At 49.5% G+C, this 25,815-nt stretch carries 27 protein-coding genes; 15 read left to right on the top strand and 12 right to left on the bottom strand.

Annotated elements, in window-relative coordinates; translation table 11 throughout:
- The first annotated feature begins 81 nt into the window (after window positions 1-81).
- The 4 genes from AC2T0J_RS02895 to AC2T0J_RS02880 all read left to right on the top strand — a co-directional run bounded on the left by AC2T0J_RS02895 (window position 82) and on the right by AC2T0J_RS02880 (window position 4,280).
- Window positions 82-711 carry a biliverdin-producing heme oxygenase gene (locus tag AC2T0J_RS02895; protein ID WP_489808687.1) on the top strand — a complete coding sequence of 210 codons (630 nt, stop codon included), beginning with the start codon at window positions 82-84 and terminating at the stop codon, window positions 709-711.
- Window positions 704-3,028 carry an ATP-binding protein gene (locus AC2T0J_RS02890; protein WP_489808686.1) on the top strand — a complete coding sequence of 775 codons (2,325 nt, stop codon included), beginning with the start codon at window positions 704-706 and terminating at the stop codon, window positions 3,026-3,028. Before AC2T0J_RS02895 ends, AC2T0J_RS02890 begins: the two co-directional genes overlap by 8 nt.
- A gap of 45 nt (window positions 3,029-3,073) precedes the next feature.
- Entirely contained in the window at window positions 3,074-3,526 is a 453-nt protein-coding gene (locus tag AC2T0J_RS02885; protein WP_489808685.1) for a response regulator, read from the top strand.
- 145 nt (window positions 3,527-3,671) lie between these two features.
- Window positions 3,672-4,280, top strand: coding sequence for a glutathione S-transferase family protein (locus AC2T0J_RS02880; protein ID WP_489808684.1), 609 nt, complete (start codon window positions 3,672-3,674; stop codon window positions 4,278-4,280).
- Window positions 4,281-4,323: 43 nt separating this feature from the next.
- Here the strand turns inward: AC2T0J_RS02880 and AC2T0J_RS02875 are convergent, their stop codons facing one another.
- From AC2T0J_RS02875 to AC2T0J_RS02865, 3 genes are read right to left on the bottom strand one after another with little or no spacing between them, the layout of a single operon-like run.
- On the bottom strand, window positions 4,324-5,895 hold the full coding sequence (locus AC2T0J_RS02875) for a cisplatin damage response ATP-dependent DNA ligase (protein ID WP_489808683.1): 1,572 nt from the start codon (window positions 5,893-5,895) through the stop codon (window positions 4,324-4,326).
- Entirely contained in the window at window positions 5,895-6,917 is a 1,023-nt protein-coding gene (locus tag AC2T0J_RS02870; protein WP_489808682.1) for a ligase-associated DNA damage response exonuclease, read from the bottom strand. Before AC2T0J_RS02870 ends, AC2T0J_RS02875 begins: the two co-directional genes overlap by 1 nt.
- A 57-nt stretch (window positions 6,918-6,974) precedes the next feature.
- Complete coding sequence (locus AC2T0J_RS02865) at window positions 6,975-7,301, bottom strand: hypothetical protein (RefSeq protein WP_489808681.1); 327 nt, start codon at window positions 7,299-7,301, stop codon at window positions 6,975-6,977.
- Window positions 7,302-7,342: 41 nt separating this feature from the next.
- On the opposite strand from AC2T0J_RS02865, the gene AC2T0J_RS02860 reads away from it, so the two are divergent.
- Both AC2T0J_RS02860 and pdeM read left to right on the top strand, forming a co-directional pair.
- Window positions 7,343-9,880: a ligase-associated DNA damage response DEXH box helicase gene (locus AC2T0J_RS02860; protein WP_489808680.1), complete on the top strand. Its 2,538-nt coding sequence runs from the start codon at window positions 7,343-7,345 to the stop codon at window positions 9,878-9,880.
- A gap of 2 nt (window positions 9,881-9,882) precedes the next feature.
- Complete coding sequence (gene pdeM / locus AC2T0J_RS02855; protein WP_489808679.1) at window positions 9,883-10,608, top strand: ligase-associated DNA damage response endonuclease PdeM; 726 nt, start codon at window positions 9,883-9,885, stop codon at window positions 10,606-10,608.
- Between the two features lies 1 nt (window position 10,609).
- Here pdeM and AC2T0J_RS02850 read toward each other — a convergent pair whose 3' ends face one another.
- The 3 genes from AC2T0J_RS02850 to folM all read right to left on the bottom strand — a co-directional run bounded on the left by AC2T0J_RS02850 (window position 10,610) and on the right by folM (window position 13,338).
- Window positions 10,610-11,503: a carbon-nitrogen hydrolase gene (locus AC2T0J_RS02850; RefSeq protein ID WP_489808678.1), complete on the bottom strand. Its 894-nt coding sequence runs from the start codon at window positions 11,501-11,503 to the stop codon at window positions 10,610-10,612.
- Window positions 11,496-12,545, bottom strand: a complete 1,050-nt coding sequence (locus AC2T0J_RS02845; RefSeq protein ID WP_489808677.1) for an agmatine deiminase family protein — start codon at window positions 12,543-12,545, stop codon at window positions 11,496-11,498. Before AC2T0J_RS02845 ends, AC2T0J_RS02850 begins: the two co-directional genes overlap by 8 nt.
- A gap of 82 nt (window positions 12,546-12,627) precedes the next feature.
- A complete protein-coding gene (gene folM / locus AC2T0J_RS02840) occupies window positions 12,628-13,338 on the bottom strand; it encodes a dihydromonapterin reductase (RefSeq protein ID WP_489808676.1) in 711 nt (236 codons plus the stop codon).
- Window positions 13,339-13,480: 142 nt separating this feature from the next.
- On the opposite strand from folM, the gene folE reads away from it, so the two are divergent.
- The gene (folE, locus tag AC2T0J_RS02835; RefSeq protein ID WP_489808675.1) at window positions 13,481-14,167 is read left to right on the top strand and encodes a GTP cyclohydrolase I FolE; all 687 of its coding nucleotides are present in this window, start codon (window positions 13,481-13,483) and stop codon (window positions 14,165-14,167) included.
- Between the two features lie 70 nt (window positions 14,168-14,237).
- Here the strand turns inward: folE and AC2T0J_RS02830 are convergent, their stop codons facing one another.
- A complete protein-coding gene (locus AC2T0J_RS02830) occupies window positions 14,238-14,441 on the bottom strand; it encodes a hypothetical protein (protein ID WP_489808674.1) in 204 nt (67 codons plus the stop codon).
- Between the two features lie 299 nt (window positions 14,442-14,740).
- Entirely contained in the window at window positions 14,741-16,690 is a 1,950-nt protein-coding gene (locus AC2T0J_RS02825) for an alpha-amylase family protein (RefSeq protein ID WP_489808673.1), read from the bottom strand.
- Window positions 16,691-17,088: 398 nt separating this feature from the next.
- On the opposite strand from AC2T0J_RS02825, the gene AC2T0J_RS02820 reads away from it, so the two are divergent.
- Entirely contained in the window at window positions 17,089-17,973 is an 885-nt protein-coding gene (locus AC2T0J_RS02820) for an ROK family protein (protein WP_489808672.1), read from the top strand.
- On the opposite strand, the gene gloA2 is transcribed toward AC2T0J_RS02820, so the two are convergent.
- Complete coding sequence (gloA2, locus tag AC2T0J_RS02815) at window positions 17,970-18,353, bottom strand: SMU1112c/YaeR family gloxylase I-like metalloprotein (protein WP_489808671.1); 384 nt, start codon at window positions 18,351-18,353, stop codon at window positions 17,970-17,972. The two genes, AC2T0J_RS02820 and gloA2, sit on opposite strands and share 4 nt — an antisense overlap.
- Window position 18,354: 1 nt before the next feature.
- On the bottom strand, window positions 18,355-19,299 hold the full coding sequence (locus tag AC2T0J_RS02810; RefSeq protein WP_489808670.1) for an aldo/keto reductase: 945 nt from the start codon (window positions 19,297-19,299) through the stop codon (window positions 18,355-18,357).
- Window positions 19,300-19,413: 114 nt separating this feature from the next.
- Here AC2T0J_RS02810 and AC2T0J_RS02805 point away from each other — a divergent pair, with 114 nt between their 5' ends.
- The 3 genes from AC2T0J_RS02805 to AC2T0J_RS02795 all read left to right on the top strand — a co-directional run bounded on the left by AC2T0J_RS02805 (window position 19,414) and on the right by AC2T0J_RS02795 (window position 20,903).
- Window positions 19,414-19,944, top strand: a complete 531-nt coding sequence (locus AC2T0J_RS02805) for a lipocalin family protein (protein WP_489808669.1) — start codon at window positions 19,414-19,416, stop codon at window positions 19,942-19,944.
- Between the two features lie 73 nt (window positions 19,945-20,017).
- Window positions 20,018-20,575, top strand: coding sequence for a PhnA domain-containing protein (locus AC2T0J_RS02800; RefSeq protein ID WP_489808668.1), 558 nt, complete (start codon window positions 20,018-20,020; stop codon window positions 20,573-20,575).
- 40 nt (window positions 20,576-20,615) lie between these two features.
- On the top strand, window positions 20,616-20,903 hold the full coding sequence (locus tag AC2T0J_RS02795; protein ID WP_489808667.1) for a response regulator: 288 nt from the start codon (window positions 20,616-20,618) through the stop codon (window positions 20,901-20,903).
- Between the two features lie 21 nt (window positions 20,904-20,924).
- On the opposite strand, the gene AC2T0J_RS02790 is transcribed toward AC2T0J_RS02795, so the two are convergent.
- The gene (locus tag AC2T0J_RS02790) at window positions 20,925-21,257 is read right to left on the bottom strand and encodes a hypothetical protein (protein ID WP_489808666.1); all 333 of its coding nucleotides are present in this window, start codon (window positions 21,255-21,257) and stop codon (window positions 20,925-20,927) included.
- 263 nt (window positions 21,258-21,520) lie between these two features.
- On the opposite strand from AC2T0J_RS02790, the gene AC2T0J_RS02785 reads away from it, so the two are divergent.
- The gene (locus AC2T0J_RS02785; RefSeq protein ID WP_489808665.1) at window positions 21,521-22,081 is read left to right on the top strand and encodes a DUF7010 family protein; all 561 of its coding nucleotides are present in this window, start codon (window positions 21,521-21,523) and stop codon (window positions 22,079-22,081) included.
- 241 nt (window positions 22,082-22,322) lie between these two features.
- Here AC2T0J_RS02785 and AC2T0J_RS02780 read toward each other — a convergent pair whose 3' ends face one another.
- Window positions 22,323-22,508: a hypothetical protein gene (locus tag AC2T0J_RS02780; RefSeq protein ID WP_489808664.1), complete on the bottom strand. Its 186-nt coding sequence runs from the start codon at window positions 22,506-22,508 to the stop codon at window positions 22,323-22,325.
- 472 nt (window positions 22,509-22,980) lie between these two features.
- On the opposite strand from AC2T0J_RS02780, the gene pyrC reads away from it, so the two are divergent.
- The 3 genes from pyrC to AC2T0J_RS02765 are packed head-to-tail and all read left to right on the top strand — an operon-like array spanning window position 22,981 to window position 25,810.
- Window positions 22,981-24,012: a dihydroorotase gene (gene pyrC / locus AC2T0J_RS02775; protein WP_489808663.1), complete on the top strand. Its 1,032-nt coding sequence runs from the start codon at window positions 22,981-22,983 to the stop codon at window positions 24,010-24,012.
- Between the two features lie 7 nt (window positions 24,013-24,019).
- Window positions 24,020-25,393 (top strand): ATP-dependent RNA helicase DbpA, encoded by a 1,374-nt coding sequence (gene dbpA / locus AC2T0J_RS02770; protein WP_489808662.1) that lies wholly within the window; start codon window positions 24,020-24,022, stop codon window positions 25,391-25,393.
- Between the two features lie 9 nt (window positions 25,394-25,402).
- Window positions 25,403-25,810, top strand: a complete 408-nt coding sequence (locus tag AC2T0J_RS02765; protein WP_489808661.1) for an ACT domain-containing protein — start codon at window positions 25,403-25,405, stop codon at window positions 25,808-25,810.
- The last annotated feature ends 5 nt before the right edge of the window (window positions 25,811-25,815 follow it).

Below are 25,815 nucleotides of genomic sequence, written 5' to 3'. Positions count from 1 at the left end.
GTTGACAAAAACAGGGGGCAAGTATATTGATTGGCATTACCAGCCCATTTCAAGACCAGTTATTTCAGAGTAGAGTGAAACATGAAGGATAGCGTAACCGCTTGCAAGGTAGCCAAATCCGACATCGGCATGCGGCTGCGGCGGGAAACCCGCGACGCCCATTGCCGGATTGAAGCGGTGATGAGTGACTTGTTGTTTGCCACATCACTTGACCTTCAGGCCTATCAACACATGCTTAAACTCCACCGTTCGTATTACGAGCTGGTTGAAGTCAGGCTCGAACAATACAACAGCACCGCAGCGATGATGAAAGAGCGCTCCAAACTTAGCTGGCTGGACAGTGATATCGACTACCTTGAGAAAAACAGTGGCCAATTTGTCGCTGATAGCGAGTCATATTCAAGCATAGCACTCACATTACCGGATAACGAGGCTCAGGCGTGGGGATTTTTGTATGTCTTTGAGGGCGCTACTCTTGGCGGCGGACATATCCTTGACAGATTACGTCACCAGCCTCAATTCAAAGGGCGTTTCGGGTTACGCTTTTTTCACAGTTACGGACCCAAAACGCCGACGATGTGGCGGGACTTTCAGTTATCCCTGGAGCAGTTTGTGACCTTAAACCCTGGCAGTGAAAAGCAGATTATTAACGGCGCCAACCAGTCATTTTCAAATATGTCTGAGCTGATGAAAGGAGTTCAGTTTGACTGATAACTTTGAAGTAACTCTGGATAACTGTCACAAAGAGCCTATTCATATCCCCGGTTCTATCCAGCCGCACGGCTATTTGCTGGTGGTCGAGCCGGCCACAATGGCGTTGAGTTGTGTGAGCGAAAATATCACTGAGTTGTGCGGCATACCCTTGTCAGAATGTATCGGTAAAAGCCTTGTTGAAGTCGTTGATGCGGAATACTGCGCTATCATCAATAAGCACTGGCAATCCGAAAATTTACAGCTATTCAATCCTACATCCGTGCAAATTAAGCATGCCGACTCAGAGCTGCTTAAGATGACCGCTATTGCCACCTACAATGGCTCGGTGATCCTGATAGCGCTGGAGCCGGATAGTAAGGTTAGTGATAAGGCCTATGAGTCTGTGCTTAAAATGCTCAAGAACTCTGTTCAGTCGTTAATGGGTGTGCACAAACTCGACCTGATTTACCAGACTGTGGTGGAAGAGGTAAAACGGTTCTCAGGCTTCGACCGGGTGATGCTTTACCAGTTCGATCATGAGTACAACGGTGAGGTGATTGCCGAAGCCAAAGAGCCCCATCTTAATGCGTTTTTAAAACAGCATTTTCCTGAGTCGGATATTCCACAACAAGCCCGTGAGTTGTATATCAAAAACCCTATCCGGCTGTTGTGTGATGTGGAGGCTGAAGTGTCCCGGTTGTACCCGGCTCAACCTCACGTAGATTTAAGTTACTGCTCGCTTCGCAGCGTATCGCCTATCCACATACAGTATTTGCGTAATATGGGCGTAAAAGCCTCCATGTCTATCAGCATTATCATTAACGGCAAATTATGGGGACTCATCGCCTGTCACCATTACTCACGTAACTTTGTCCCTTTTGAAGTACGTGAAATCGCTCAGTACATCTCAGTAATGTTGTCACAACTGATATCGGTCAAAATTCAGGAAGAAGATACACAACGAAATGCCCGGCAACTGGCTATGCTGGGTCAGATCTCAGCAGCAATGGCCGAGGAGCGGGAATATCAGAATGCACTGAAGATAAAAGCCGATCAACTGCTCGCACTGGTGGAGGCCAGTGGGGCCGTATGGTGCCTTGACGGCACGATACAAAGTGCAGGGGATGTCCCTGAACCGGATATTATAGCGCCGTTACATCAGTGGCTGGCAGAACAAATAACCGAACAGGAAGAAGCGTACTTTACACACCAGCTTGGCATCGACAACCCACAGTTTGCTGAACTTGCAGACATTGCCAGTGGGGTCATGATGGTGTCGCTCTCTGGGGACAACAGTTCATATATTCTGTGGTTTCGCAGAGAAATTATTCAGGCGAAGAATTGGGGTGGCAAACCGGAAAAGGTGATTGAGTTTACCGATGACGGCAGTCATCGCTTAATGCCGAGAAGTTCATTTGAGCTCTGGAAACAAAACGTTTATAAAAAGTCCGCGCCCTGGCAGGAAGCCGAGCGGGAAGGTGCATTGAAGCTGCGCAGTATGATCCAGAGTAAAATGATTCTTGAGTCTGAGAAAGTGCTGCAGATGAACAATATGCTCGAAGAGTTAGTCACTCACCGTACGGCTGAACTCAATCTGGAAATTAAACAACGTAAAACAGCAGAATTACATCTGCTTGAAGCACTGGAGAAAGCCGAGACCTCAAATCGGGAGCTGGAACGCTTTGCTTTTGTTGCTTCTCATGACCTGCAGGAACCCTTGCGAAAAATTCAGACTTTTGGTGACCGGATCCAGCGCTCTGGCGACACTTTCTCAGAGAAGAATCAGTCCTATTTAAAAAGGATGCGGGCGTCTGCTGAACGTATGCAGACACTCATTAAAAATACCCTTAGCTTTTCACGGTTAAGCAATGACGCCATGAAGTTTCGCCTGATCAATGCTAACAATGCTATTCAAGCGGTGCTTGATGATATTTCGTTGCTGGTGAATGACAAGCAGGCGGATATCAGGGTCGAAAAAATTGGTGTCATTCTTGCTGATAAGGGAAATATAATGCGGGTTTTTCAGAATTTACTGCAGAACTCCCTGAAATTTGTTGCCCCGGAGCGACAACCTGTCATCGAGATTACGGTAGAGGAGTTAACGGAGGAACATATTACCCTGGCATTCAAAGACAATGGCATTGGCTTTGACAATCAGTATGCAAAAAGAATTTTTAATCTATTTGAACGCCTGCATGGCAAGAGTGAGTTTGAAGGTACCGGAATGGGCCTCGCAATTTGTAGGAAAATTGTAGAAAAACACAATGGAAGTATCTGGGCCGAAGGCCGTGAGAACGAAGGTAGCGTTTTTTACATGCAACTACCGGTAAAGTAAACCGTCAGTGAGGTCATTGAGATAAAATGTTATAATGAACGAGCTATGAACACTTTAGAAATTAATCAAAAGAAGATCAGTGAGTTAAATTTCATCTTCATTGTTGATGATGATGAAGACGATCGCGAACTGATCACCGATGCCTTAATCGATAGTAATTTAATGCAAACCCAGATCAAAACCGCCGTAGATGGGGTGGATTTGATGGAGCAGTTAACCACTACCGGTTCTCTGCCCTCATTCATTATTCTTGATCTGAATATGCCAAGAATGGGCGGCCGCGAAGTGCTATCTGCGATCCGTGAAAATACTGACTTGAAACATATTCCGGTTATCATGTTCTCGACATCAGATACCGACGTGGATGTAAAAGACTGTTACGATTTAGGCTGTAACACTTATATGACCAAACCTTGTGATTACCTGAGTCTGACCGACGCTATGCAGGTTATCCTGCTTTACTGGACCGGCAACTCTACGCTGTTAACCGTTCAGTAATCCATTCTTCACCTGTTTTGCGGGCGCAGATTGCCCGTGAAGCATGGTTTATCCGCCTACCATTTACCCTGATTTACACAATTGTGAGTTGATTTGGTCGCCAAATCCATTAGTCTGATCCTTCTTCACTGAACAGGAGCTCGCGATGAAAATCTACGATACGCAAACGGCACCCAATCCACGGCGGGTAAGAATGTTTCTTGCTGAAAAAGGGATTAATGCTCAATACATACAGGTTGATTTGAAGGGGGGCGAAAATCTTAGCCCGGAATTGCTGAGCAAGAATCCAATGGGTAAGTTGCCCATTCTGGAGCTCGACGACGGCACCTGTATCAGTGAAAGCGATGCTATTTGTACTTACATTGAAGCTGCGTTTCCCAATCCACCTTTGTGTGGTGAAAGTGCGCTTGAGAAGGGCATGGTGGCCATGTGGCAGCGGCGCGTGGATTTGTGTCTGATGCTACCTGTAGTGCACTGCTTTCAGCATACCACCGGTTATTTTAGCGATCGTATGACCCCTGTTGCCGACTATGGTGTGGAAGCAGGCAAAGATGCCGTTAAGTTTCTGGATGTGCTGAATAAGCAACTGGCAGATTCTACCTACATTGCTGGTGAGTATTTCTCAATTGCCGATATAATTGCCCTGTGCGCAATTGACTTTGCCCGTGTGGTCAAGATTCGAATTGGCGAGGAGCAAACGCATTTGCAGCGCTGGTATAAGTTGGTGAGTGAGCGCCCGAGCGCTAAAGCTTAAGTGGACTGCACAGATAGGGGGCTAACCGTCTACTGGCATCAAGTTATTCGATGATAAGCGCTTTGGCATTGGTCAAGGTATCGGCTTCCCAGGCAGGCTTATCCCAGCGGATGCGGTGAAAACGGGGGAAGCGCAGGGCAACGCCGGATTTATGCCGGGAGGAAGGATGAATAGCATCAAAAGCGACTTCGACTACCAGTTCTTTTTTCACCTCCCGGACCGGGCCAAATCGGCCAATGGCATTTCGTCTGACCCAGTTATCCAGCTTCTTGAGTTCCTCGTCGGTAAAGCCCGAATAGGCTTTGCCGATGGGTAGCAAGGTGTCGCCCTGCCATACGCCGAAGGTGAAGTCCGAGTAAAAACTTGAGCGTTTACCATGCCCGCGTTGAGCGTACATGATGACGGTATCAAGATGTAGTGCCTCACGTTTCCACTTATACCATTGGCCGCTCGGACGGCCGGGCTGATAGCTGCTGTCTTTACGCTTGAGCATCAGGCCTTCAACGCCGGGATCTTCTGCTGTTTCGGCATAGATTTGCTGTAGCTGTTCATTGCTATTAACCGAAAGTAAGGGCGACAGCAGCAGGTGGTCGGCAAAGGCCCGGGAGAGCCAGTGCGCGAGTCGCTGACGTCGCATCATTAGCGGCAGGGGGGTAATATCTTCGTCGTTATCTGTTAGCAGATCGTAAACCACTATCCCGGCGGGGCGCTCAGCAATGAGTTTCTTTGACGGTTTCTTCCGGTTGAGCCGTTGCTGCAAAGCGTTGAAGGATTCAATTTTACCGTTGTTAATCACCAGCAGTTCACCGTCAATGACGCCGCGTGCTTCTATGCCTGCCAGTACGTCGGGAAAAGACTCACTGATGTCGTCACCGGTACGGCTGTAAAGCGCTTTACCCTGTTCGGTTACCACCAATTGAACACGGATACCGTCGTATTTATATTCAACCTGCCAGTCCTCAACGGTAAGTTCTGGGGCTTTATCTTCAGGCAGTGGGTGCGACAACATCACCGGATGGAAGGTGACCGCACCGGCGATATCGGGTTTCTCCGCACGGCCTTCCAACCAGTCGAATAATTCGCGGTAAGGAGGCTTGAGCGCGTGCCAGAGGGTTTCAATTTCGTTTACCGGTACTGCGCCGTATTCGGCGAGAATACGCTTCACGCTGCGTGCCGACAATCCAACTCTGAGTCCCCGGGTACCCAACTTAAGCAATGACCAGCGCTGCTCGGCCGTCATGCCGGATAAATAATGTACCAGCAGTACTTTTACCTGCTCGCGATTGGCCTGACGGAATTGGTCGATGAGCTCTGCCAGGCCGGGCAGGCCGATGCCGTTGGTAGCGTCAGGCCATAAGTGGGCTACCGTCTCACTCATTTCACCCACGTAGTCATAACTCATGGCAAAAAGTTCAGGATCTACCCGTTCCAGCATCAGGTTTTTCACTGCATTGCGTTTAAAAAACTCAAACTTTAAAGTGCCGGCCAGTGCGGCTATCGCCCAGCCGCGATCGGGGTCTGCGGTGTGCGCCAGATAGTGCCGCAGTAGCCGACTCTTCTCATTGTTACTGCTGGTGAAATACAGTTGTTGAAGGAGTTGGGAAAAAGCTTCCATTAGTCTGTGGCATCCTCGTCATAGCCAATCAGCGATAACGCCCGGGCTTTTACGCCCTGTGTTGTTAGCTGATGTAACAAGGCGTCCTCCCGGCCATGGGTTATCCATACCTCCCGCGGATTGACTTCGTCGATGGTATCCAGCAATGCTTGCCAGTCACAGTGATCAGACACTATCAGAGGGAGTTCCACCTGACGCTGATGGGCCCGGGCACGGATTTGCATCCAGCCGGATGCCATGGCTTTGCGTACCTCAGGTAATGAGCGTGACCAGCGATCATTGAGGGCTGAAGGCGGGGCGAGCACTATCTGACCAGCCAACTCAGACTTGTTAGATACATCTGCCACATCCATTAGCTGACCAAGCTCGATGCCGTGTTCCTCATACAAATCACAAAGCCGTCGTTGAGCGCCGTGCAGATAAACAGGCTGGTGATACCCCAGGGCACGCAGACCAAGGATCATGCGTTGACATTTTCCCAGAGCATAAACGCCTACGAGATGACAGCGTTCCGGAAACAGGGCTAATGAGTGCAGCAGTTTTTCACATTCCTGCTCAATAGGCGGATGCTTAAACACCGGTAGGGCGAATGTTGCCTCGGTTATAAAAACATCGCAGTTAATGGCGGTAAAGGGTGGGCAGGTTGGATCCGGCTGACGTTTATAATCGCCGGAAATCACCACTCGGGTACCGCGATAGCAAAGCAGAATTTGAGCGGAGCCGAGAATATGTCCGGCCGGATAAAACGTACAGGTGACTGGGTCATCCGGCTTCCCCAGAGTAATGGTCTGGCCGTAACCCACTGGCTTAACTGTCTGCGCCATATCCTCGCCATAGCGGGTTTGCATAATGGCAATGGTGGGCGCTGTAGCGACAACGCTATGATGCCCGCCAATGGCATGATCGGCGTGTCCATGGGTAATAAGGGCGCAATTTACCGGCGCGGTAGGATCGATGTAATAGTCGGCGGCAACGCAATAAAGGCCGTTATCCCGTGGTTGTAACCACTTGTCAGCTTGCAAAAACGCTCCGTTAAAATAGCCATTTGGCTTCTTTTACGCGGAGTGAGGCAGAAAAGCTCAATAGCCGCCTTTGACGATGTAATATTCGCCGTCAGAGGTCAGCGAGACATGCAATTTAGCGACTTCATCGATAGTTTTGCGGCCGACTTTTTTCCCCGCAGTCAGGCAGGTGGTTTGTTGATAGGCCATACCGTCGGCAAACGGGGCTTCAAATGATACATTTTCCAAAAATCGATAGCATTTTTGCTGGCTGTCAAAAGCAATCAATCGGTTCATGGGCACATCGCCATGGGTACGGCCAATAGTCGGTAGAGGCGCATCACTACAAGCGGTAAGCCCTGCAAGACCGGTAATTAAGCAAAGTCGCGCGGTAAATAGATTCATTCAGGTGGACACAGTAATAAAGTGAACGGGCAGTATAGCGAATGTTGAGCGCGGTATTAAACCGCTTTGTGTGCGGGGACGTATCTATATCCTTACCAGTTAACCAACCGGATTTGTTGTCTCTCTTGAGTTTGCCATTACCCGCCGAATTTACCGCATGGTTCTCCCGTCAGGGGTGGTCACTGCGAGCCTATCAACAGGACATGCTCAATCGTGCCGGCGCAGAACAGTCGACGCTACTGATAGCGCCTACCGGCGCCGGTAAAACGCTGTCGGGCTTCCTGCCGTCATTGGTAGATCTGCAGCACGAGACGTCTGAGTATCTGCATACCTTGTACATTTCGCCGTTAAAAGCGTTAACTCAGGATATTCATCGTAACTTATTGCGCCCCATAGAAGAAATGGACCTGCCCATTACGGTGGAGACGCGCACCGGCGATACGCCGTCGCATAAACGCCAGCGCCAGCGTAAACGGCCCCCGCATATCCTGCTCACCACCCCCGAATCGTTAATGCTGATGTTGTCTTACACCGAAGCGCCAAAAATATTCGGCAAGCTAAGTACCGTTATTATCGACGAAGTTCATAGCCTGATTGGCAACAAACGTGGTGACTTTACCACGCTGGCTCTGGCCCGGCTGGAATCGCTGGCACCAAAGTTCAAACGCATTGGGTTATCGGCGACGGTGGCTAAACCCATGTTGGTGGCAGACTGGCTGGGGCCTACCGGAGAACCCGCCGCGTTGCTGGAGGTTGAAGATACGGCCAAGCCGGCCATCAACATTCTACGTTCAGAGCAGCGCATGCCCTTTGGCGGCTTTATGGCAAAATACGCGATTGGTGATATTTATCAGGCCATCGTTAATGCCGGGACTACCCTGGTGTTTGTGAACACGCGGGCACAGGCTGAATTATTGTTTCAGTTGTTGTGGTCAGAAAATTCCCAGGTTCTGCCTATCGCCCTCTACCATGGTTCACTGAGTAAAGAGCAGCGCCGTAAAACCGAAGAGATGATGGCCTCCGGCAAGCTCCGCGCAATTGTCACCACATCCGCCCTTGAACTGGGCATCGACTGGGGCGATGTGGATTTGGTCATTCAGGTTGGCGCTCCGAAAGGGGTTAGTCGCCTGCTACAACGCATCGGACGGGCTAATCACCGGTTTGAGGAAGCCAGCGAGGCGCTATTGGTACCGGCCAATCGCTTTGAAGCGCTGGAATGTCAGGCTGCCATTGAGGCTATCAGTCAGGGCGCGCGTGATGGTGCGTTGGTACAGCCCGGTGCCATGGATATTATCCCGCAGTTTATTATTAACTGCGCCTGCTCTGGTGTGATTACGCCTGCAACCCTGTATCAGCAAATTCTCAATGCTTCACCCTATCAGGGGCTGGCACCTGATGAGTTTAATCAATTGTGGCAGTTCAGTATGGACGGTGGTTATGCGCTTAAAGGTTATGAGCGTTATCAGCGGCTAACTCAACAACCAGACGGCACCTTTAAACCGGCCAGTCAGCGGGTAGTCCAGCGGCATCGGCAGAATATCGGTACGATTGTTGAGGCGGGTAAGCTTAAAGTGAAGCGGATCCGTCGGGGCAATCAGGGCAAGATTATTGGCGAGGTGGAAGAGTATTTTGCCCAGCAACTTACGCCGGGCGATACGTTTTTGTTTGCTGGCGAAATGCTGCGCTTTGAAGCCATACGGGATATGCAGTTACACGCCCGTCCGGATAAAGGTAAAGAACCGAAAATTCCAAGCTATGTGGGAGGACAGCTACCTCTTTCGACTTATCTGGCCGATGGTGTACGGGCGTTATTAAATGAGCCCGCACAGTGGCAGGCTTTGCCTGCTCAGGTTCGAGAGTGGCTCGATTTGCAACAGGCCTTTTCGCGAATTCCCGCCCGCGATAAGGTGCTTATCGAACAGTTTCCTTACCACCGGGCGTTTTATTCGTTGTATTACACCTTTGAGGGCCGCAAGGCTAATCAGACACTGGGTATGTTACTGACCCGGCGGATGGAAAAGCTCGACCTTAAGCCGTTAAGTTTCAGTGTGACAGACTATGGACTCTCGGTATGCGCGCTCAAGCCACTGGATGAAGGTCATATCGCTACCTTATTCCAGCCCGATATTCTTGGTGATGAGCTGGAGGACTGGATGCTCAATGCCCCCATGCTTAAACGCTCTTTCCGCCAGGTTGCCATTGTTAGCGGGCTAACCGAGCAGCGTTATCACAGCACACGAAAAACCATGAAACAGGTGACCTTTTCTACTGATTTAATTTACGATACGCTGCGAGAATATGAGCCTGACCATATTCTGCTCAAGGTTGCACGGGAAGATGCCGAGCGAGAATTACTCGATCTTCGGCGGCTGGCAGATACTTTGATTCGATTTGTCGGGAAAACGCAATTTGTAGATCTACCTAAGGTGTCACCCATGGCGATCCCTATTGTGCTGGATGTACGTAGTGAGCAGGTTAAAGGGGCTGGCGAGCAGGCGCTACTTGATCAGACGGCACTCTATGCGGAAGGCGAATCTATGCTTGATGAGGTCAGAACGCTGCTGTCGGGTGACGGCTGAAAATGCTATCAACAACCCAATTGCAACCGTTAATCGATGCCAGGCAGGTATTCCCCGTCCGGTTTGGTGGTAGCTTATGGCTACTCGATAGCCGCGCCGCGCTTTACTGGCCGGAGCAGGACTGCCTGTTACTGGCCGACCTGCATTTTGAAAAAGGCAGTTACCTTTCGCAATATGCCTCGCCGCTGCCCCGCTATGATTCCCGGGCAACGCTGCGTAGCCTTGCAGCCTTGCTGGCATGCTACGAACCGGAACGGGTACTTTGCCTGGGCGACAGCTTCCATGATATTCATGCATTTGACCGCTTTTTAGCCGAAGATGTCGCACAACTTAAGGCGTTAGTGCTAAGTGTGAAGGAATGGGTCTGGCTGGAAGGGAACCATGATCCCCAGGTACCTGAAGCGCTGGGTGGGCTGCGAGCCGAGAATTATCCGCTACACACTCAGCAGGGCAGCCTGATTCATTGCCGGCATATTCCACAGGATAACGGTGGCTTACAGATTGTGGGTCACTTCCATCCCAAAGCGTATTTTGCTTCAGGTAAGCGGCGTTTTCGCGGCAAAAGCCTGGTGGTTACTGACAAATTGATGCTGATGCCAGCACTCGGCCAGTACACCGGTGGGTTAAACATAGAGGATGAGGTATTAACGGCACTGGCGCCTAAATCGCAACGCCAGTGCTATGTATTGTGTGAACAGCGGGTTATCGTACTGCCTGCTGGTAGCTAGGTTAATCGCGCCAGCGCTTGACCAGATCGTCGTAGGCGTCGATGCGGCGGTCACGGAAGTAAGGCCAAATTCGCTTGACTTGTTCGGTACGGGTCATATCCAGGTCCACCAGTAAGGTTTCTTCCTTGTCACTACTGGCCTGGGCGAGGATCTCACCCTGTGGACCGGCAATAAAGCTCTGTCCCCAGAACTGAATACCCGGATCGCCCTCGGTAGGGGATGTTTCAAAGCCAGTGCGGTTAGCCACAATTATCGGTACCGAATTGGCTACTGCATGGGCACGCTGAATGGTATGCCAGGCATCATGCTGACGCGTACGCTCATCATCGGTGTCGGTCATATCCCAACCAATTGCGGTGGGATAAAACAGAATTTCAGCGCCGGCCATGGCCATCAGGCGGGCGGCTTCCGGATACCATTGATCCCAGCACACCAACACGCCCAGTTTGCCTACACTGGTTTGAATGGGCTCAAACCCCATATCGCCCGGGGTAAAATAAAACTTTTCATAAAAGCCTGGATCGTCCGGAATGTGCATTTTGCGATATTTTCCGGCGATCTCACGGCTGCGGTCGAACACCACGGCGGTGTTGTGATACAGCCCTGAACCGCGTTTTTCAAACAATGAGGTTACCAGCACGATATTGTGCTGTTCGGCGATTTCACCAAAAAAGGCGGTCGCCGGGCCGGGAATAGGTTCGGCCAGATCGAAAGCATCGGTATCTTCGTTCTGACAGAAGTACAAGGTGCTGTGCAGCTCTTGCAGTAAAATAAGCTCGGCGCCTTGCTCTGCCAGCTCAGCAATTCTGGCTGCGCTTTTATGCCAGTTGGTGGCTTTATCGTTGTCGGCGACAGACTGCTGTACCAGTCCAACCTTTAAGGTGCGCTCAGACATAACGGGTCACTCCTGAGTTTAATTGGTGAATGGCATCGGTTTTTAAGGTGTTACAGGGTACCTGCATGGAAATGCAGTGCAGGCTGCCAAATTGTTGAACCAGGGTGGCACAATTAACCGGCACTATTTCGTGATGCGGGAAAGCCTGTTGCATCACGGCTACTGCCTCACTGTCTTCAGGCTGACCGTAAACCGGTAATAAAACGGTATGATTACAGATGAGGTAATTAGCATAAGATGCCGGCAACCTGTCGCCATCGTCGTTAAACATGGCCGGTAATGGCAATAAATAATGAGTATGATCCGGCAATGCCTCCGCACATTCCTGCACCAGAGCAGACAACCCGTTGTAATGAGTGTCTTCGGGGCGATTATCGGCTGCCTGAATCACCAGACCACTGGTGGGCGTGAAACGTACCAGGGTGTCAATGTGACCATCGGTATCGTCGCCTTCCAGATGCCCGTTGGCGAATATTGACAGCTGCGCGCAGCCCAGATAAGCGGTAAATGCCTCACGGTAAGCGTCGGCGCTCATCTGGCCATTACGGGCCGGATTATAAAGACAGGATGCGGTGGATAACAGGTGACCATTATCGTCAATTTCCAATGCGCCACCTTCGGCTACAATCGACGAGGTACGCAGTTTTTCCCGGCATAATGGTGCAAGATACCGTTGATTAATCCGATTATCCTTGCTGGCGTCAAACTTATTACCCCAGCCGTTGAAGGTGAACTCTACCGGGTAGGGAGCTTCAGGGTTGCCGCAGCTCAAAAAAGCAAAATCCCGCGCCCAGGTATCGTTGTAATCTGCTTTGATTAACATAACCCGGGCATCGGCCGCCAGCCGTTTTTCCACATCATCCATGTCTTCTTCGCGGCACAACAATAGTACACCGGCCTGATTGGCGTTGATAATGCGGATGATAGACAGATAAGTCTGGCGCGTCTCCTCCAGCCACGGTGCCCAGTCAGTGTCCTGATGCGGCCAGGCCAGAATAACCGCTTCGCTGGCTTTCCATTCTGGAATAAGTGAGGTGGTCACAGTGTTTCCTGATTAAGTATTTAACGGGGTAATTATACGCTGTCGGCCCTTATGGGCCAACAACTTAGGCGGACGATGTTGGCTATTTTAAGTTCCTGCCACCGTTTAAATGTAAGGTCTGGCCGGTGACATACTCCGCGTTAAGCAGGTAATTAACCGCTTTCACCGCTTCCTGCGCGCCGGGGACGATGCCCAGCAGGTTTTTGTTGAGCGCCTTTTCGCGATATTCAAGGGAGTCTTGGTCGTTAAACATCACCAGTGACGGCGCGATGCTGTTTACTTTAACGAGGGGCGCGTAAACCCTGGCAAATGACAGGGTCAGGTTATGCAGAGCGGCTTTGCTGGCTGCATAGGCAATGTGGTTTTCGCTGCCGGTGTCCTGCACATAATCGGTCATATGGATGATGTCCGATTGCATACCGTTTTCAGACTGCAAAGCGTCCTTCAATGCCAGATTGAGTTGATAAGGGGCATTGGCATGCACCATCATCATGGCATGCATCAGGTCGCCGGGCGCAGTTTCCGGGTTTTCCGGCACCCAATCTGACGCATTATGGATAATGCCACGCAACGTTGGCGCCGTGCGTTTTATTTCTTCTATTGCTCGCGAAATACCCGCCTGGGTGCTAAAATCCGCCTCCAACACAATAGCACCGGCATTTTTAAGCGCGTCGACAGACGGCTTGTGTCGTCGGTATGTGATGATAACCGGTTGATCGTTGGCCAGCATATCTTGCGCAATAGCAAGTCCAAGACGCTGACTTCCACCGGTGATGAGTATAGGTAAAGACAAAAATACCTCCGATAATTTTGGTACTAATTACGACTTTACACGGATTGCAGATCGTTTTAATGACAAATTAACAGGTTATTTTAATCCTAATCTGCAGTCTGGATAGTATAAGCAGGGTTAGTCGTTGTTACGGAATGAGTGAATGTTAGCAAAAGAAGCGGTAGTTGTGCGCGATGCTGTAAAGCTGGGCATTTCCAGAGAGGCGTTGCTGGTGCATGAAGCACTGGTAGAGAAGGGCCTGGAAACACCTATGCTAGAAAATGGTTTGAGCGACGAGGCAAAGCGTCAGCGGATAGAACACGCCATGCGGGACGTGATGGAAACGCTCGGCCTGGATTTGTCTGATGACAGCCTGTCTGAGACTCCAGAACGTATCGCTAAAATGTATGTCGATGAAATATTCTCGGGGCTGGATTATCGCAAGTTTCCCAAGATCACCCAGATTGAAAATAAAATGCAGGTGGGTCAGCCGGTTCAGGTAAGTGATATTAGTCTTACCAGTACCTGTGAGCACCATTTTGTCACCATTGATGGGACCGCCACGGTAGCCTATATTCCAAAGGACACCGTGATTGGCTTGTCTAAAATTAATCGTTTGGTAGGTTTCTTTGCCCAGCGCCCTCAGGTGCAGGAGCGCCTTACTCAGCAGGTGCTGGTGGCATTACAGGCGCTGACCGGCACTGAGGATGTGGCGGTAGTGATTAACGCAACGCATTATTGTGTAAAGGCGAGAGGCATACGCGATAGTCTTTCCTACACTAAAACATCGGCACTGGGCGGACAATTTCTGGCTGACGTACAGTTGCGCCGGGAGTTCTTTGGCGGCTAGTCACCGAAGATTTAGTTGAAACCCAAAAGGGGATGCCTTACCAGCATTCCCTTTTTTCGTTTACTGACAATTACTTTGCGCAGTCTTCCTGTTCTGAGACGATAAGGTTGATTTGATCATTAATACCGTTGGCAGCAATAATTTCGAGTTTTTGCTGGCAGTGCTGACACGCATCGGATTGTTCCTTATACATGTCTAAAACGGTTTCTCTGGCTATGGCATTTATATATCCACAGCGAGGACAGCGATATTCCAAATAAGCAGGGCTTAGCATTTTCCGTTTGCTCCTTGTTTTGCTGAAACAGTGATTCCTTTCTAAACAACCAAAAGCTGGTTGCTCTGCTTCTAACTGTACCTGGGTATATAAGTGATACCCGACGCCTCATTATCTCAGTAATGAGCTCATTAAAGTGAACCGCAACTCAACATACGTTAAGTATAGCAGTTCTGCGAAATGTCACCGGTAGATCGGAAACCAAATTGGTGATAGATACTGGTTAACGGGAGGGGGCGATCATTATGGAAAGGAAAAAAGCAGAAAAGAAGGCACTGAGCCTCCTTTTCTACTCGACTTTAGCCTAATAACCAGTATTGCTGGTAAGGTGCTAAGTGGATGTCAGAGGCCCTATCAATGCGCCTGTTGCTAAGCAGGTCTTTCGCAGGCTTTCCACCAAATACTTCAATTACCTTACCCTCCAGTGTTTGTGAGTGCTCACTGAAATTACATAAGACCAGCAGCTTCTGACCGTCATCCGCCACCCGGCAGTACACAAAACAATGTTGATTGCCAGTTTGTAAAATATGGGTGCGGGCCTGACCAAACACAGCGTGTTTTTTGCGCAGAGTAATAAGCTGTTTTATGCCGGTGAATATCGCTTTTTGGGTTTTTCGCTCGAGCGAATCAGTGGGGGCCGGCGGCACTTCAATGTCGTTTATTTGTGCTGTAGTGACGGCAATTCGATTTACCCAGCGGTCATCATGGACTTTGGCCGGATCGTCACGGTAACTATAGTCATTGAGTAAACCCATTTCATCACCGGAATAAAGCAATGGTATGCCGCCGATGCTCATAATTACCCCGTGCACCAGCATAATGCGGCGTATGGCGGTGTTAATTGCCTGTTGATCATTGGCCTTTAACGCTCCTTCCAGTCCGCATAACGAGGCCAGTGAGCCACAAACACGACAATCGCCGTTTGATGGATTTTCCGCAAATGGCACGCCGTCGGCATAAGAGCCCTCGAAACGGCCGGTAAAAAACTGATTCAGGAAATAGCGATGATCGTATGGGTTAATGCCCAGTTGATGAGCCACGGCATCATCAAAAGTCCAGCCAATATCATCATGGCAACGTACATAGTTTACCCAACTGCAATTCTGCTCTATGGCAAAACTCTTTTGCATTGAGCTGGTTAGTAGGCGCGTCTTGCGCGTTGCCAGACTGTTCCAGATAAGTGCCATCAACAGTGGGTTGTAGGAAAGCTGACACTCGTCCTGACGAATATATTTGAGCACTTCGTCGGGGTGGACAATGGCTTCCGACTTAAACACCACCGCCGGTGCAGTGATCCGCAGGCAGCAGTTAAAAGCCTGGATTAGCTTGTGTGCATTAGGCTGGTTTTCGCAGTTGGTACCCATCTGCTTCCAGATGAAAGCCAGGGCATCCAGGCGTAAGGCAGCGCAGCCAATGTTTGCCAGGAACAGCATTTCTTCGGTTATGGCATTAAACACTGCCGGATTGCTGTAGTTCAGATCCCATTGAAAGCTGTTAAAAGTGGTCCAGACCCACTTTTGCATCGTTTCGTTCCAGGTAAAGCTGCCACGGCGAACCTGCGGAAATATTTCGCGCAGGGTTTGCTCATACTGGTCTGGAATGGTGCGGTCATCAAACAGGTAGTAGTAGTTCTGGTAATTTGCGTCGCCAGCCAGAGCGGCTTTTGCCCAACGGTGTTCGTCGGAGGTGTGGTTAAATACAAAATCCAGTACCAGATTAATACCGGCTTCCCGTAACGCTTTAGACAGCGCCTCGAGCTCTTTCATATTACCCAGAATCGGATTGACCTTGCGATAGTCAGACACGGCATAGCCGCCGTCGCTATCACCTTCCGGCGAAGCATAAAGTGGCATAAGGTGCAGGTAAGTGAGCCCGAGCGACTTAAAATAGGGTATTTTGGCTTGCAGATCGGTAAGGGTGGGCCCCATCAGATTAACATAGCACGCCATACCGACCTGGTTTGCCTGCTGGTGCCACAGCTTGTCATCATTGTTTCTGGCTTTATCCAGGCGTTTCAGATCGGCTTTACGGTTCTTAAGCCCCATGGCAAGCGATAGGACCAACTGTGACAAGTGATAATAACAGTCGTACTGGTGTCCGTAGACATCCACATAACGCGTAAATAATTCTTGAAAGTGGCTGTTAAGGCGATTAGTGAAGAGCTTAATGTCGCGCTGTGACAAAAACGATAAGTCTAACCCTGCCAGTATTCTGTTCAGGCATTGTTCACTCGACGCCGCATAATTCATCAGTATTCTCCAGCCAACTGACTTGCTTCAGGTGGTTTTACAAAAGTTTCACAAATTTGTTTACAGCAAAACTAAGCTTTGCTAATTTTAATCTTAAACGATTAAGTTATTTTATCAAGAAATTTACAAGTAAATAACGAATGAAAGTCAGTGCTTTCCGATAAGAGGTTTATTGGGTTACTAATTTCTTAAATTAAGTTTAAAAGTTAAGTTTTTACTGTTGTGTGTTTTTTGTTAAATGAAGGCGGTTGGGATAGTAAGCCAAACCCGTTATACCGTGCTACAACTTATAAACAGGCACAACAGGTGTGTATTTAAAGCTAATCGATGTAATGATAGCCCGGAACCTGCTATCGGGTTTATCTAACACCTCGTCAAGAATTTTGAGGCAATAGCAAATGGCGTTAACCGATCCTTACTACGCAGTAATAGAAGCCGGCGGTACCAAGTTTAACTGTGCAGTGGTGACCCCCGGGCGCGAGATAGTGGCGGAAATACGTATTCCAACCACAACGCCCGAGGAGACCTTAGCTAGAACGGTGGTTTTTTTTCAGCAGCAACGTGAAGCAGGTTATGCTTTCACTCAGATGGGCATTGCCAGTTTTGGCCCCTTGGATCTGAATCCCGCTTCGGCTACCTATGGCTATATTACTAAAACACCGAAACCAGACTGGAGCCAGATCAATTTAGCCGGTCACCTCGCTGCTCAACTTGATTGTGAAGTGACCATTGATACCGATGTAAATGGTGCGGCACTGGGCGAATATCGCTGGGGCGCTGCTCAGGATACAACCGTTGCGGTATATATTACCGTGGGCACCGGTGTGGGCGGCGGTGTAGTAATCAACGGTAAACCGTTGCATGGTCTGGTGCATCCGGAAATTGGCCATATGCTGGTGCAGCCTCCGGCTGGTATTAATGGCGTGTGTCCCTTCCATCAGAATTGTGTGGAGGGGTTAGCTTCGGGAACCGCGTTAGGCAAAATCTGGTCGCAGCCTTCACACACTTTTGCCGATGATCACCCGGCCTGGGATGGTCTGAGTGAAGTATTGGGCGATATGTGCCATAACCTGATGGTGACCTTAAGTGCTGAAAAAATCATACTGGGCGGGGGAGTGATGCAAAAGCATGGCCTGGTTGATAAAGTGATTGCGGCCACCCGTGGTAAACTCAATGACTATATTGTCATGCCCGAAGGGATAAGCCTGGAAAACATTATTTGTTTACCAGGCCTGGACACCCGCTCGGGATTGTTTGGTGCATTAGCGTTACTGGATAACTAAATTTCGTAGAGTTCCAGCGGTAAGCCATCAGGATCGTTGAAGAAAGTGAAGCGGCGCTGGGTGTAAGGATCAACCCTTACCGGTTCACATTCAATCTGATGGTCAGTCAGATATTGAATTGCTGCATCGATGTCCGTGACTTTAAACGCTAGATGGCGAAGGCCCTGGGCTTCCGGCCGACTAGGCCTCGCCGGCGCACCCGGAAAAGAAAACAGCTCAATCTGTGTGCCATCGGCTAACGCCAGATCGCATTTATAGGAATCGCGCTCAGCCCGGTAGTTTTCGGCTACTAACTGAAACCCCAGCACCTGTTGGTAAAACGTTTTAGAGGCGGCATAGTCGCTACAAATAATGGCGACGTGGTGAATAGCATTAAACATATTAAGGCACTTCCTGACCGCGGGCGGATTCGAACAACTGATACCAGTGCTCGCGGGACAAAGTAAGCGTTTCTGCTTCAGCGCAGGCAGCTATACGTTCTGGATTGGTGGTACCAATGACCGGTTGAATGCCAGCGGGATGGCGCATCAACCAGCCTAACACGATTGCTTCTCTGCTCACGCCATACCGGGTGGCTAGTTCGCTTACCAGTTTGCTGGTGGGGCAGACTGTATCGCCATTGCCCGAATACCTGCCCTGTGCCAGCGGTGCCCAGGCTTGTAGCTGTACTCCGTGCTGCTGACAATATTCCAGTGTGCCCGGTGTAAAACCATTTTGGCTATTGAGCGGACTGTTGGTGCAAATACCTTCTTCTACCCAGTCACGGTAGCCGAGGCTCATTTCTAACTGATTGGCAATAACCGGGAATGGCAGGAGTTTGTTGAGGGCGTCAATCTGATACCAGTGCATATTGGAAACACCCAGATGACCAAATTTACCTGCCTGATGTAACCGTGTCAGGCACTCTGCAACCGCGGGTAAATCGGCCAGTGGATCCGGGCGGTGCAGCAATAATACGTCGAGGTGCTCGATATTCAGTCTACCCAAAATGCCGTCAACTGATGCGGATATCCATGCGGGAGAGAAATCGTAACGCTTTGGCCCCTGATTGTCTTCAAAACGGATCCCGCATTTAGACTGAATAATCATTTTATCACGCCAGTCCGGCTGGTTACTCAGCACTTCGGCAAAGACCTTTTCTGCGTTGCCATGGGTATAGATATCGGCGTGATCGAACACTGTAATACCAGACGATAACGCTTGTTCAACGGCTTTGGTGGCCAGATTCAAATCGGCCTTTGTGTAGGGTTGGTGAGACCAGTTCCCGCCCAGCCCCATGCATCCAAAGATTAGCTTTGAGGCATGTGGAAATTGTGTTTTTAGCATAATGGTTTTCGATTTTTTATGTTGGCCACACCCTATCTTAAAGCTTTAAGTGATACAAACCTAGTTGACGCTCGTATTGAGGGCTGACAACACTTTTCGTTACAAGGAATTATTATGTTTCGTTTTTTATTGGTCCTTTCCACTGTGTGGTTAGTCTTCGGGTGTACATCTGTGCCAGAAGGCGTTAAACCAGTAAAGGGCTTTGAGGCTGATCGCTATCTGGGAACCTGGTACGAAATTGCCCGTTTTGATCATAGTTTCGAGCGTGGCCTTTCGCAAATTACGGCTAACTACTCTATGCGTGATGACGGTGGTATTCGGGTACTGAACCGTGGCTATAACGCCGAGGAAGGTAAGTGGAATGAGGCTGAAGGTAAGGCTTATTTTGTTGAGGATAAGCAAACGGGGCATTTGAAGGTGTCTTTTTTCGGTCCGTTTTATGCCAGTTATGTGGTGGCAGAACTGGACAAAAAAAATTACCGTTATTCACTGGTGACCGGCCCGGATAAGACTTACCTGTGGATACTGGCACGAACGCCAGAACTGCCACAAGACATACTGGACAGTTTACTCGGCAAAGCAAAAGCGCTGGGATTTGATACATCCAAACTGATATGGGTCGAGCACAAAGATAGCGCAAGCTAAATGGGTATATTGCTTATTATAAAATCTTTAGCCTGTGTTATACTCGCGTTTTTTTTACTTTCGGGCATAAACAATGGCAAACGAACAAGCAGTATTTAAACGTGCAAATGACGCATGTGAGTTATGTGGTAACAGTGAAGGCCTGAGCCTTTACATGGTACCTGAATCACCCAACGACTCAGATAATTGCGCAATAGCAGTTTGTTCGACCTGTTTACCGCAGTTAAAAGATGAGAGCGCTGTTGACGTGAATCACTGGCGTTGTCTCAATGATGCCATGTGGTCTCAGGTGCCGGCGGTGCAGGTGGTTTCATGGCGGATGTTGAAACAGCTAGAAAGCGAAACCTGGGCTCAGGATTTGCTCGATATGTTGTACCTTGACGATGATACGCTGGAATGGGCTAAAGCGGGTATTGACGACAGGGAACCTACTCTGGATAGCAATGGCGATGTGCTCAAAGCCGGAGATTCAGTTCATCTGATTAAAGATCTCACCGTTAAAGGCGCTAATTTTACTGCCAAACGAGGCACGCCGGTGCGTAATATCCGTTTAACCAATAACCCGTTGCATATCGAAGGCAAAGTAAACGGCCAGACTATAGTTATCATAGCGGCCTATACGAAAAAGTAAAAAGAAGCTTCGCCTGTTTTTACTCCGGAAACACCGAGAGGTGTTATCCGGGGGGCTTCTTAAGATCCTGGTTGCTGAAGACAATAATATTAACCAAATGGTGCTGGCCTCGATGCTGGTGCCAACCGAGGTTGAACTTGAATTTGTTGCAAATGGGCGGGAAGCGCTTGGCAGTGCCAGCTTTGATCGGGTGTTAATGGATATTCAGATGCCGGAAATGGATGGCTTCGAAGCCCTTGAACTTGCCCATAGTAGCCCTGATTGCAAATGTGTCGCCTCGCGATGTCAGTGCTTATTTAATTGCGGGGTTCACTTTGCACATTGGTAAGCCAATCGATCTGCAATTGCTTTACAGCTGTTTACACCGTCTGTTGGCATAGCACTGGGCTGAAGCGCTAAGTGACTCCAGCACTAGCCGGGTGACAGCAATGTTTTCTTTATTAACGGCGTAACTCAGCCATAGTGAATTATCCCGGACATCGCTTTTCGGATAGCTGTAAGCCACTCGCTTGTATATGCTATCAAAGCGCATTGCTGGTAGCTGGTCTTTGCCTCGCACTATCATTGCCTGACTAAACACCTGACCCTCGCGACTTATGGCATATTCTGTGTGCCCGGCTTTGGGAGACAGCTGTTTGGCCCACACGTTGGTGATAACCACGCCATCAGGTAAATCAATCACCGTGACCGCATAAGCATTCCGGTATTTAGCTCAGACTATGAAAGGTAGGCGCCTACAGTCAGTGATGCAATGCCGGCACTGAGGTGCCGGAAAAAAGTTTATATGTGAACCCCCCCCCCGACTGTGATAAATAGCCGCTAGAACGTTAACTAATCAGGACGATAAGGTAATCAGAGAAGAGCCGTTGTTTTACACTTTCTTACATATTTGTCAGGCACTTACTATCAATAAACTTTATGCTGACAGAAGATAAGGAGAACACCATGTCACCACATCGTAGTCTGGAGGAGCAGCGCGCTGAGTTTGCCAGCCGACGTCTGATTGCTACCCCTATTGCAGGATTAATTGCCTGGCTGATTGTTGCTGTAGGTTCATTATTTTTGGGACCGGTTGCGGTCAGTTTGCTGACATTCGCTGCCACCGGGTCAATTGTGTACCTCGGGTTGTTTATTTCAAAACTTACCGGGGAAAATTTTCTCGATAAATCGCGGCCAAAAAATACTTTTGATACGCTGTTTATGTACTCGGTTGGCATGGCCGTACTGGTTTACGCCATTGCGATCCCTTTCTTTATGACTGACTACACCTCACTGCCGTTAACCATAGGAGTGCTCACCGGGTTGATGTGGCTGCCAATCAGCTGGATCATTCAGCACTGGGTAGGCATAGTGCACGGCGTATTACGAACGGTGCTCGTGGTAGTCGCCTGGTATCTTTTTCCTGAGCAGCGTTTCCTGGCAGTATCGCTGGTGATCGTTGTGCTTTATATAGTTGTCATCACTGTTCTGGAACTCAGGTGGCGCAATCTGCCCAAAGCGAAGTAAACTAGCTAGTCTGCTTTGCACTTCAAAACAGAGCAACTGGTGATGAATCGCAGCGTTTATTCTTTGTGGAGTCCATCTACAGGCCTTCACCCAGACCTTCACCAAAGCTTTATGCGTAGTCCAGGAGCATGATGTACGTGCCAATGACACCGGCACTGGCAATAATCATACTGGTAATTGAATCGCCGTTGACGCTTGCATAGTGCTCTTCAGATAAAGTATCCATCTGTTTTCTCCTTATTTACTGGCCTGCGGTCAACGACGCTACATTGTCTACTACACCATTACCAATTAGTCTATTCTTGTGGATATAACCTGCTGTATAACCAATCGCATAGCCTACATCATGGGCCCGGTCTTCCAGATAATCGCTAACTTCTCCAGCACCATTAATGGTCGCTGTTTCATTAAAAGTAAGTTCTCTCATTTTTTCTCCAAAATCGTCGCAGCACCTAATTGCTGCTTGAGCATGGAGAATACTTTCAGGCGAAACAGTAACTGTATTTATTGGTAGTTTTGGGGCGGTTTACTACCGTTCAACGGCAAGCGGTTTTCGATTAACTGACCGAGTAATAAGTACAGAATGAAAGACTCAGTTGCGGGATTGCCCAACACCGAAATTCTTTGAGTAAACCAAGTGTAAATCAACAACAATAATGTGATCATGGCGGGCGCACAGCCAATCGCAAGAAAAAATTGCCGGTGTGTAGTGTGTTTAGGGTTATTGATAGCAGCCATAACTCATCTTCTTTTAAGCAATATGACAGCAGTGTACTGAGGCAGGCATGCTTACAATAGATGCCAAAAGGACAGTTTTACCTTCAATTACACTATTAACCGTTAAAGTTGCTATAATGTGCGACTGATCTTAACCATGCGTTTATTATTCGGGGCCTTCCATGCAGTCAATTACTATCCGCCAGCCAGACGACTGGCACCTCCATTTTCGCGATAATGAAATGTTAGCTGAAACGGTTCCGGCGACGGCCCGCTGTTTTGCTCGCGCAATTGTCATGCCCAATCTGGTGCCGCCGGTAACGAATGCATCGCTCGTCATGGCCTACAAAGAGCGGATCCTGGCAGCGCGTCCTGAAGGAAGTCAGTTTGAGCCCTTAATGACGCTGTATCTGACTAACGAAACCACCCCCGCGGATATTACCGATGCTAAAGCGGCCGGGGTCACGGCTTGCAAGCTTTATCCTGCTGGTGCAACCACCAACTCTGATGCGGCTGTAAAGGGCATTAACGCGCTGTATCCGGTGTTTGAGCAAATGCAGAAAGACGGTATGTTGCTGCTGGTGCATGGTGAAGTGACCGAATCCCATGTGGATATCTTTGACCGTGAAAAAGTATTTATCGACGAGTACATGGTGAAGATCGTTAACGATTTCCCGGCGCTGAAAGTGGTCTTCGAACATATCACCACGGCGGACGCGGCCGATTTTGTACTGGCCCACGGTGATAACGTTGGCGCTACTATTACGCCGCAACACTTATTACTTAACCGCAATGATTTGCTGGTGGGTGGGGTTCGGCCGCATAATTACTGTTTACCGGTATTAAAGCGTAATACCCACCAGGCTCGTTTGCGCGAAGTGGTAGCCGAAGGCTCGAAAAAATTCTTCTTAGGTACGGACTCCGCGCCGCATGCTAAGCATCGCAAAGAAAATGCCTGTGGCTGTGCGGGTTGCTACAGCGCGTGGAGTGCCATTGAACTTTATGCTGAAGTGTTTGAGCAACTGGGCGCTATGGATAAGTTTGAAGACTTTGCCAGCAATAATGGTCCGGATTTCTATGGACTGCCGCGCAACGAAGGCACCATTACCCTGGTGAAAGAAAGCTGGCAGGTACCTGAACGGGTAACCCTGGCCGATGGCACTGAAATGGTACCGTTTTTTGCCGGACAAACCCTCAACTGGAAACTGGCTTAATGTACTTATGAGCGAACTGTTTAGCGACTACAATTTGCGCCCTGAGGTTATCTCGGCAATTGCTCGTGCGGGTTATACCGCCCCCCGTCCTGTTCAGCAGGCGAGTATGCCGGCCATACTCGCCGGACGGGATGTGCTGGCTCAGGCGCAAACCGGATCCGGTAAAACCCTGGCATTTGCGGTGGGTTGCTTGCAGCAGCTGGATATCAATAAGAATGCCCTGCAGGCCATTGTGCTGTGCCCCACTCGGGAGCTAGCCGAACAGGTGGCAGAGCAGTGTCGCGTGCTTGCTAAGGATATGCCAAATGCCAAAGTGCTGACGCTGTGTGGAGGTCAGCCCATGGGGCCGCAAATTAACTCACTTCGGCACGGCTGCCACATTATAGTGGGCACACCCGGACGAGTAATGGATCACGTGCAGAAAAAGCGGATCACGCTTAAACACTTAAAAGTGCGCGTGTTCGACGAGGCCGATCGCATGCTGGATATGGGCTTTACGGATGATCTGGCGGTGATTTTTGCCGGCTTACGCGGGCCGGTGCAAACCCTCTTCTTTTCTGCCACGTTTACCGAGGCAACCACGGCTTTGGCTCAGGCCTATTTACGCGATCCGGAATCCATTATAGTGGATTCTGAACAGCGGGCTAACGTGGGTGAGTTGGTATACACCGTAGATGAAGGGCAGCGCTTTAATGCCTTGAAAGCCCTCCTCACCACAGAGCAACCAAACAGTGCCATGGTGTTTTGTCGAACCAAACGAACCACCCAGGAAGTGGCTGACATGCTGGCTCAGGAAGGCTTTGTGGTGGCGGCGATTCAGGGAGATATGGAGCAGGTGGACCGTAACCGGGTGCTGATGCGCTTTGCCAGTGATTGTTTAAATGTACTGGTCGCAACAGACGTTGCGGCCCGAGGTCTGGATATTGCCGGTGTGGATTGTGTAGTGAATTACGAGGTCAGCGAAAACCCGGATGCGCATATTCACCGTATCGGTCGGGCTGGCCGGGCTCAGCAGCCGGGCATGGCTTTCACCCTGATGAGTGAAAGTGAAGGCGCGGCCCTGGCGGCAATTGAAATTCATACCAAACAGGATTTAAAAAAGAAAGGTGCGCAAAGCCTGCGCTTTCATGCCAATCGTATCATTGAGCCGGAGTTTGTTTGCCTGAATCTGAATGAGGGGAAGAAAGCTAAATTGCGACCTGGAGATATCCTTGGCGCACTCACCAAAGACGCCGATGTGCCGGGTGAGGACATTGGTAAAATTAAAGTACAGGCCAATGAAAGTTTTGTGGCAATTAAACGGCGCAGTGTGAAACGCGCATTAAAGCTATTTCGGGAAGGTAAAATCAAAGGTAAACGGGTTAGAGCGTTTAAACTGTAAGGGGAAGTTATGACAGGGGAAACAGATTTAAAAACGCTGCTTGACGGGCTTAATCCGGTACTACAGCCAGAATCCTGGGTATTTGTCAGCATCTTAGTGCTGGATCCTGAGGTGTTTGTCAGACTCGATCCCAAGGTCATGTTCCGTGAAAAGGAAGGCGTCACTCTTGTATTGTTGCAAGCGGTGGCCGACGCCGAAGGCTTTGCGTATGAGACAGTTTTTAACTGCATTACTTGCGAAATTCACTCCAGCCTGGAGGCGGTAGGCCTAACGGCCGCTATGTCACAGGCATTGACCAAGGTGGGTATTAGTTCCAATGTCATCGCGGCATTTTATCATGATCATATTTTTGTGCCGCAGGCCGATGCTGAGCAGGCGATGGCGGCCCTCAAAGCGCTGACCGCCGAGCATAACTAACCCTG

This window comes from Alteromonas sp. ISO5 (assembly GCF_058105165.1).
This window is presented reverse-complemented; position numbering and strand designations above follow the sequence as displayed.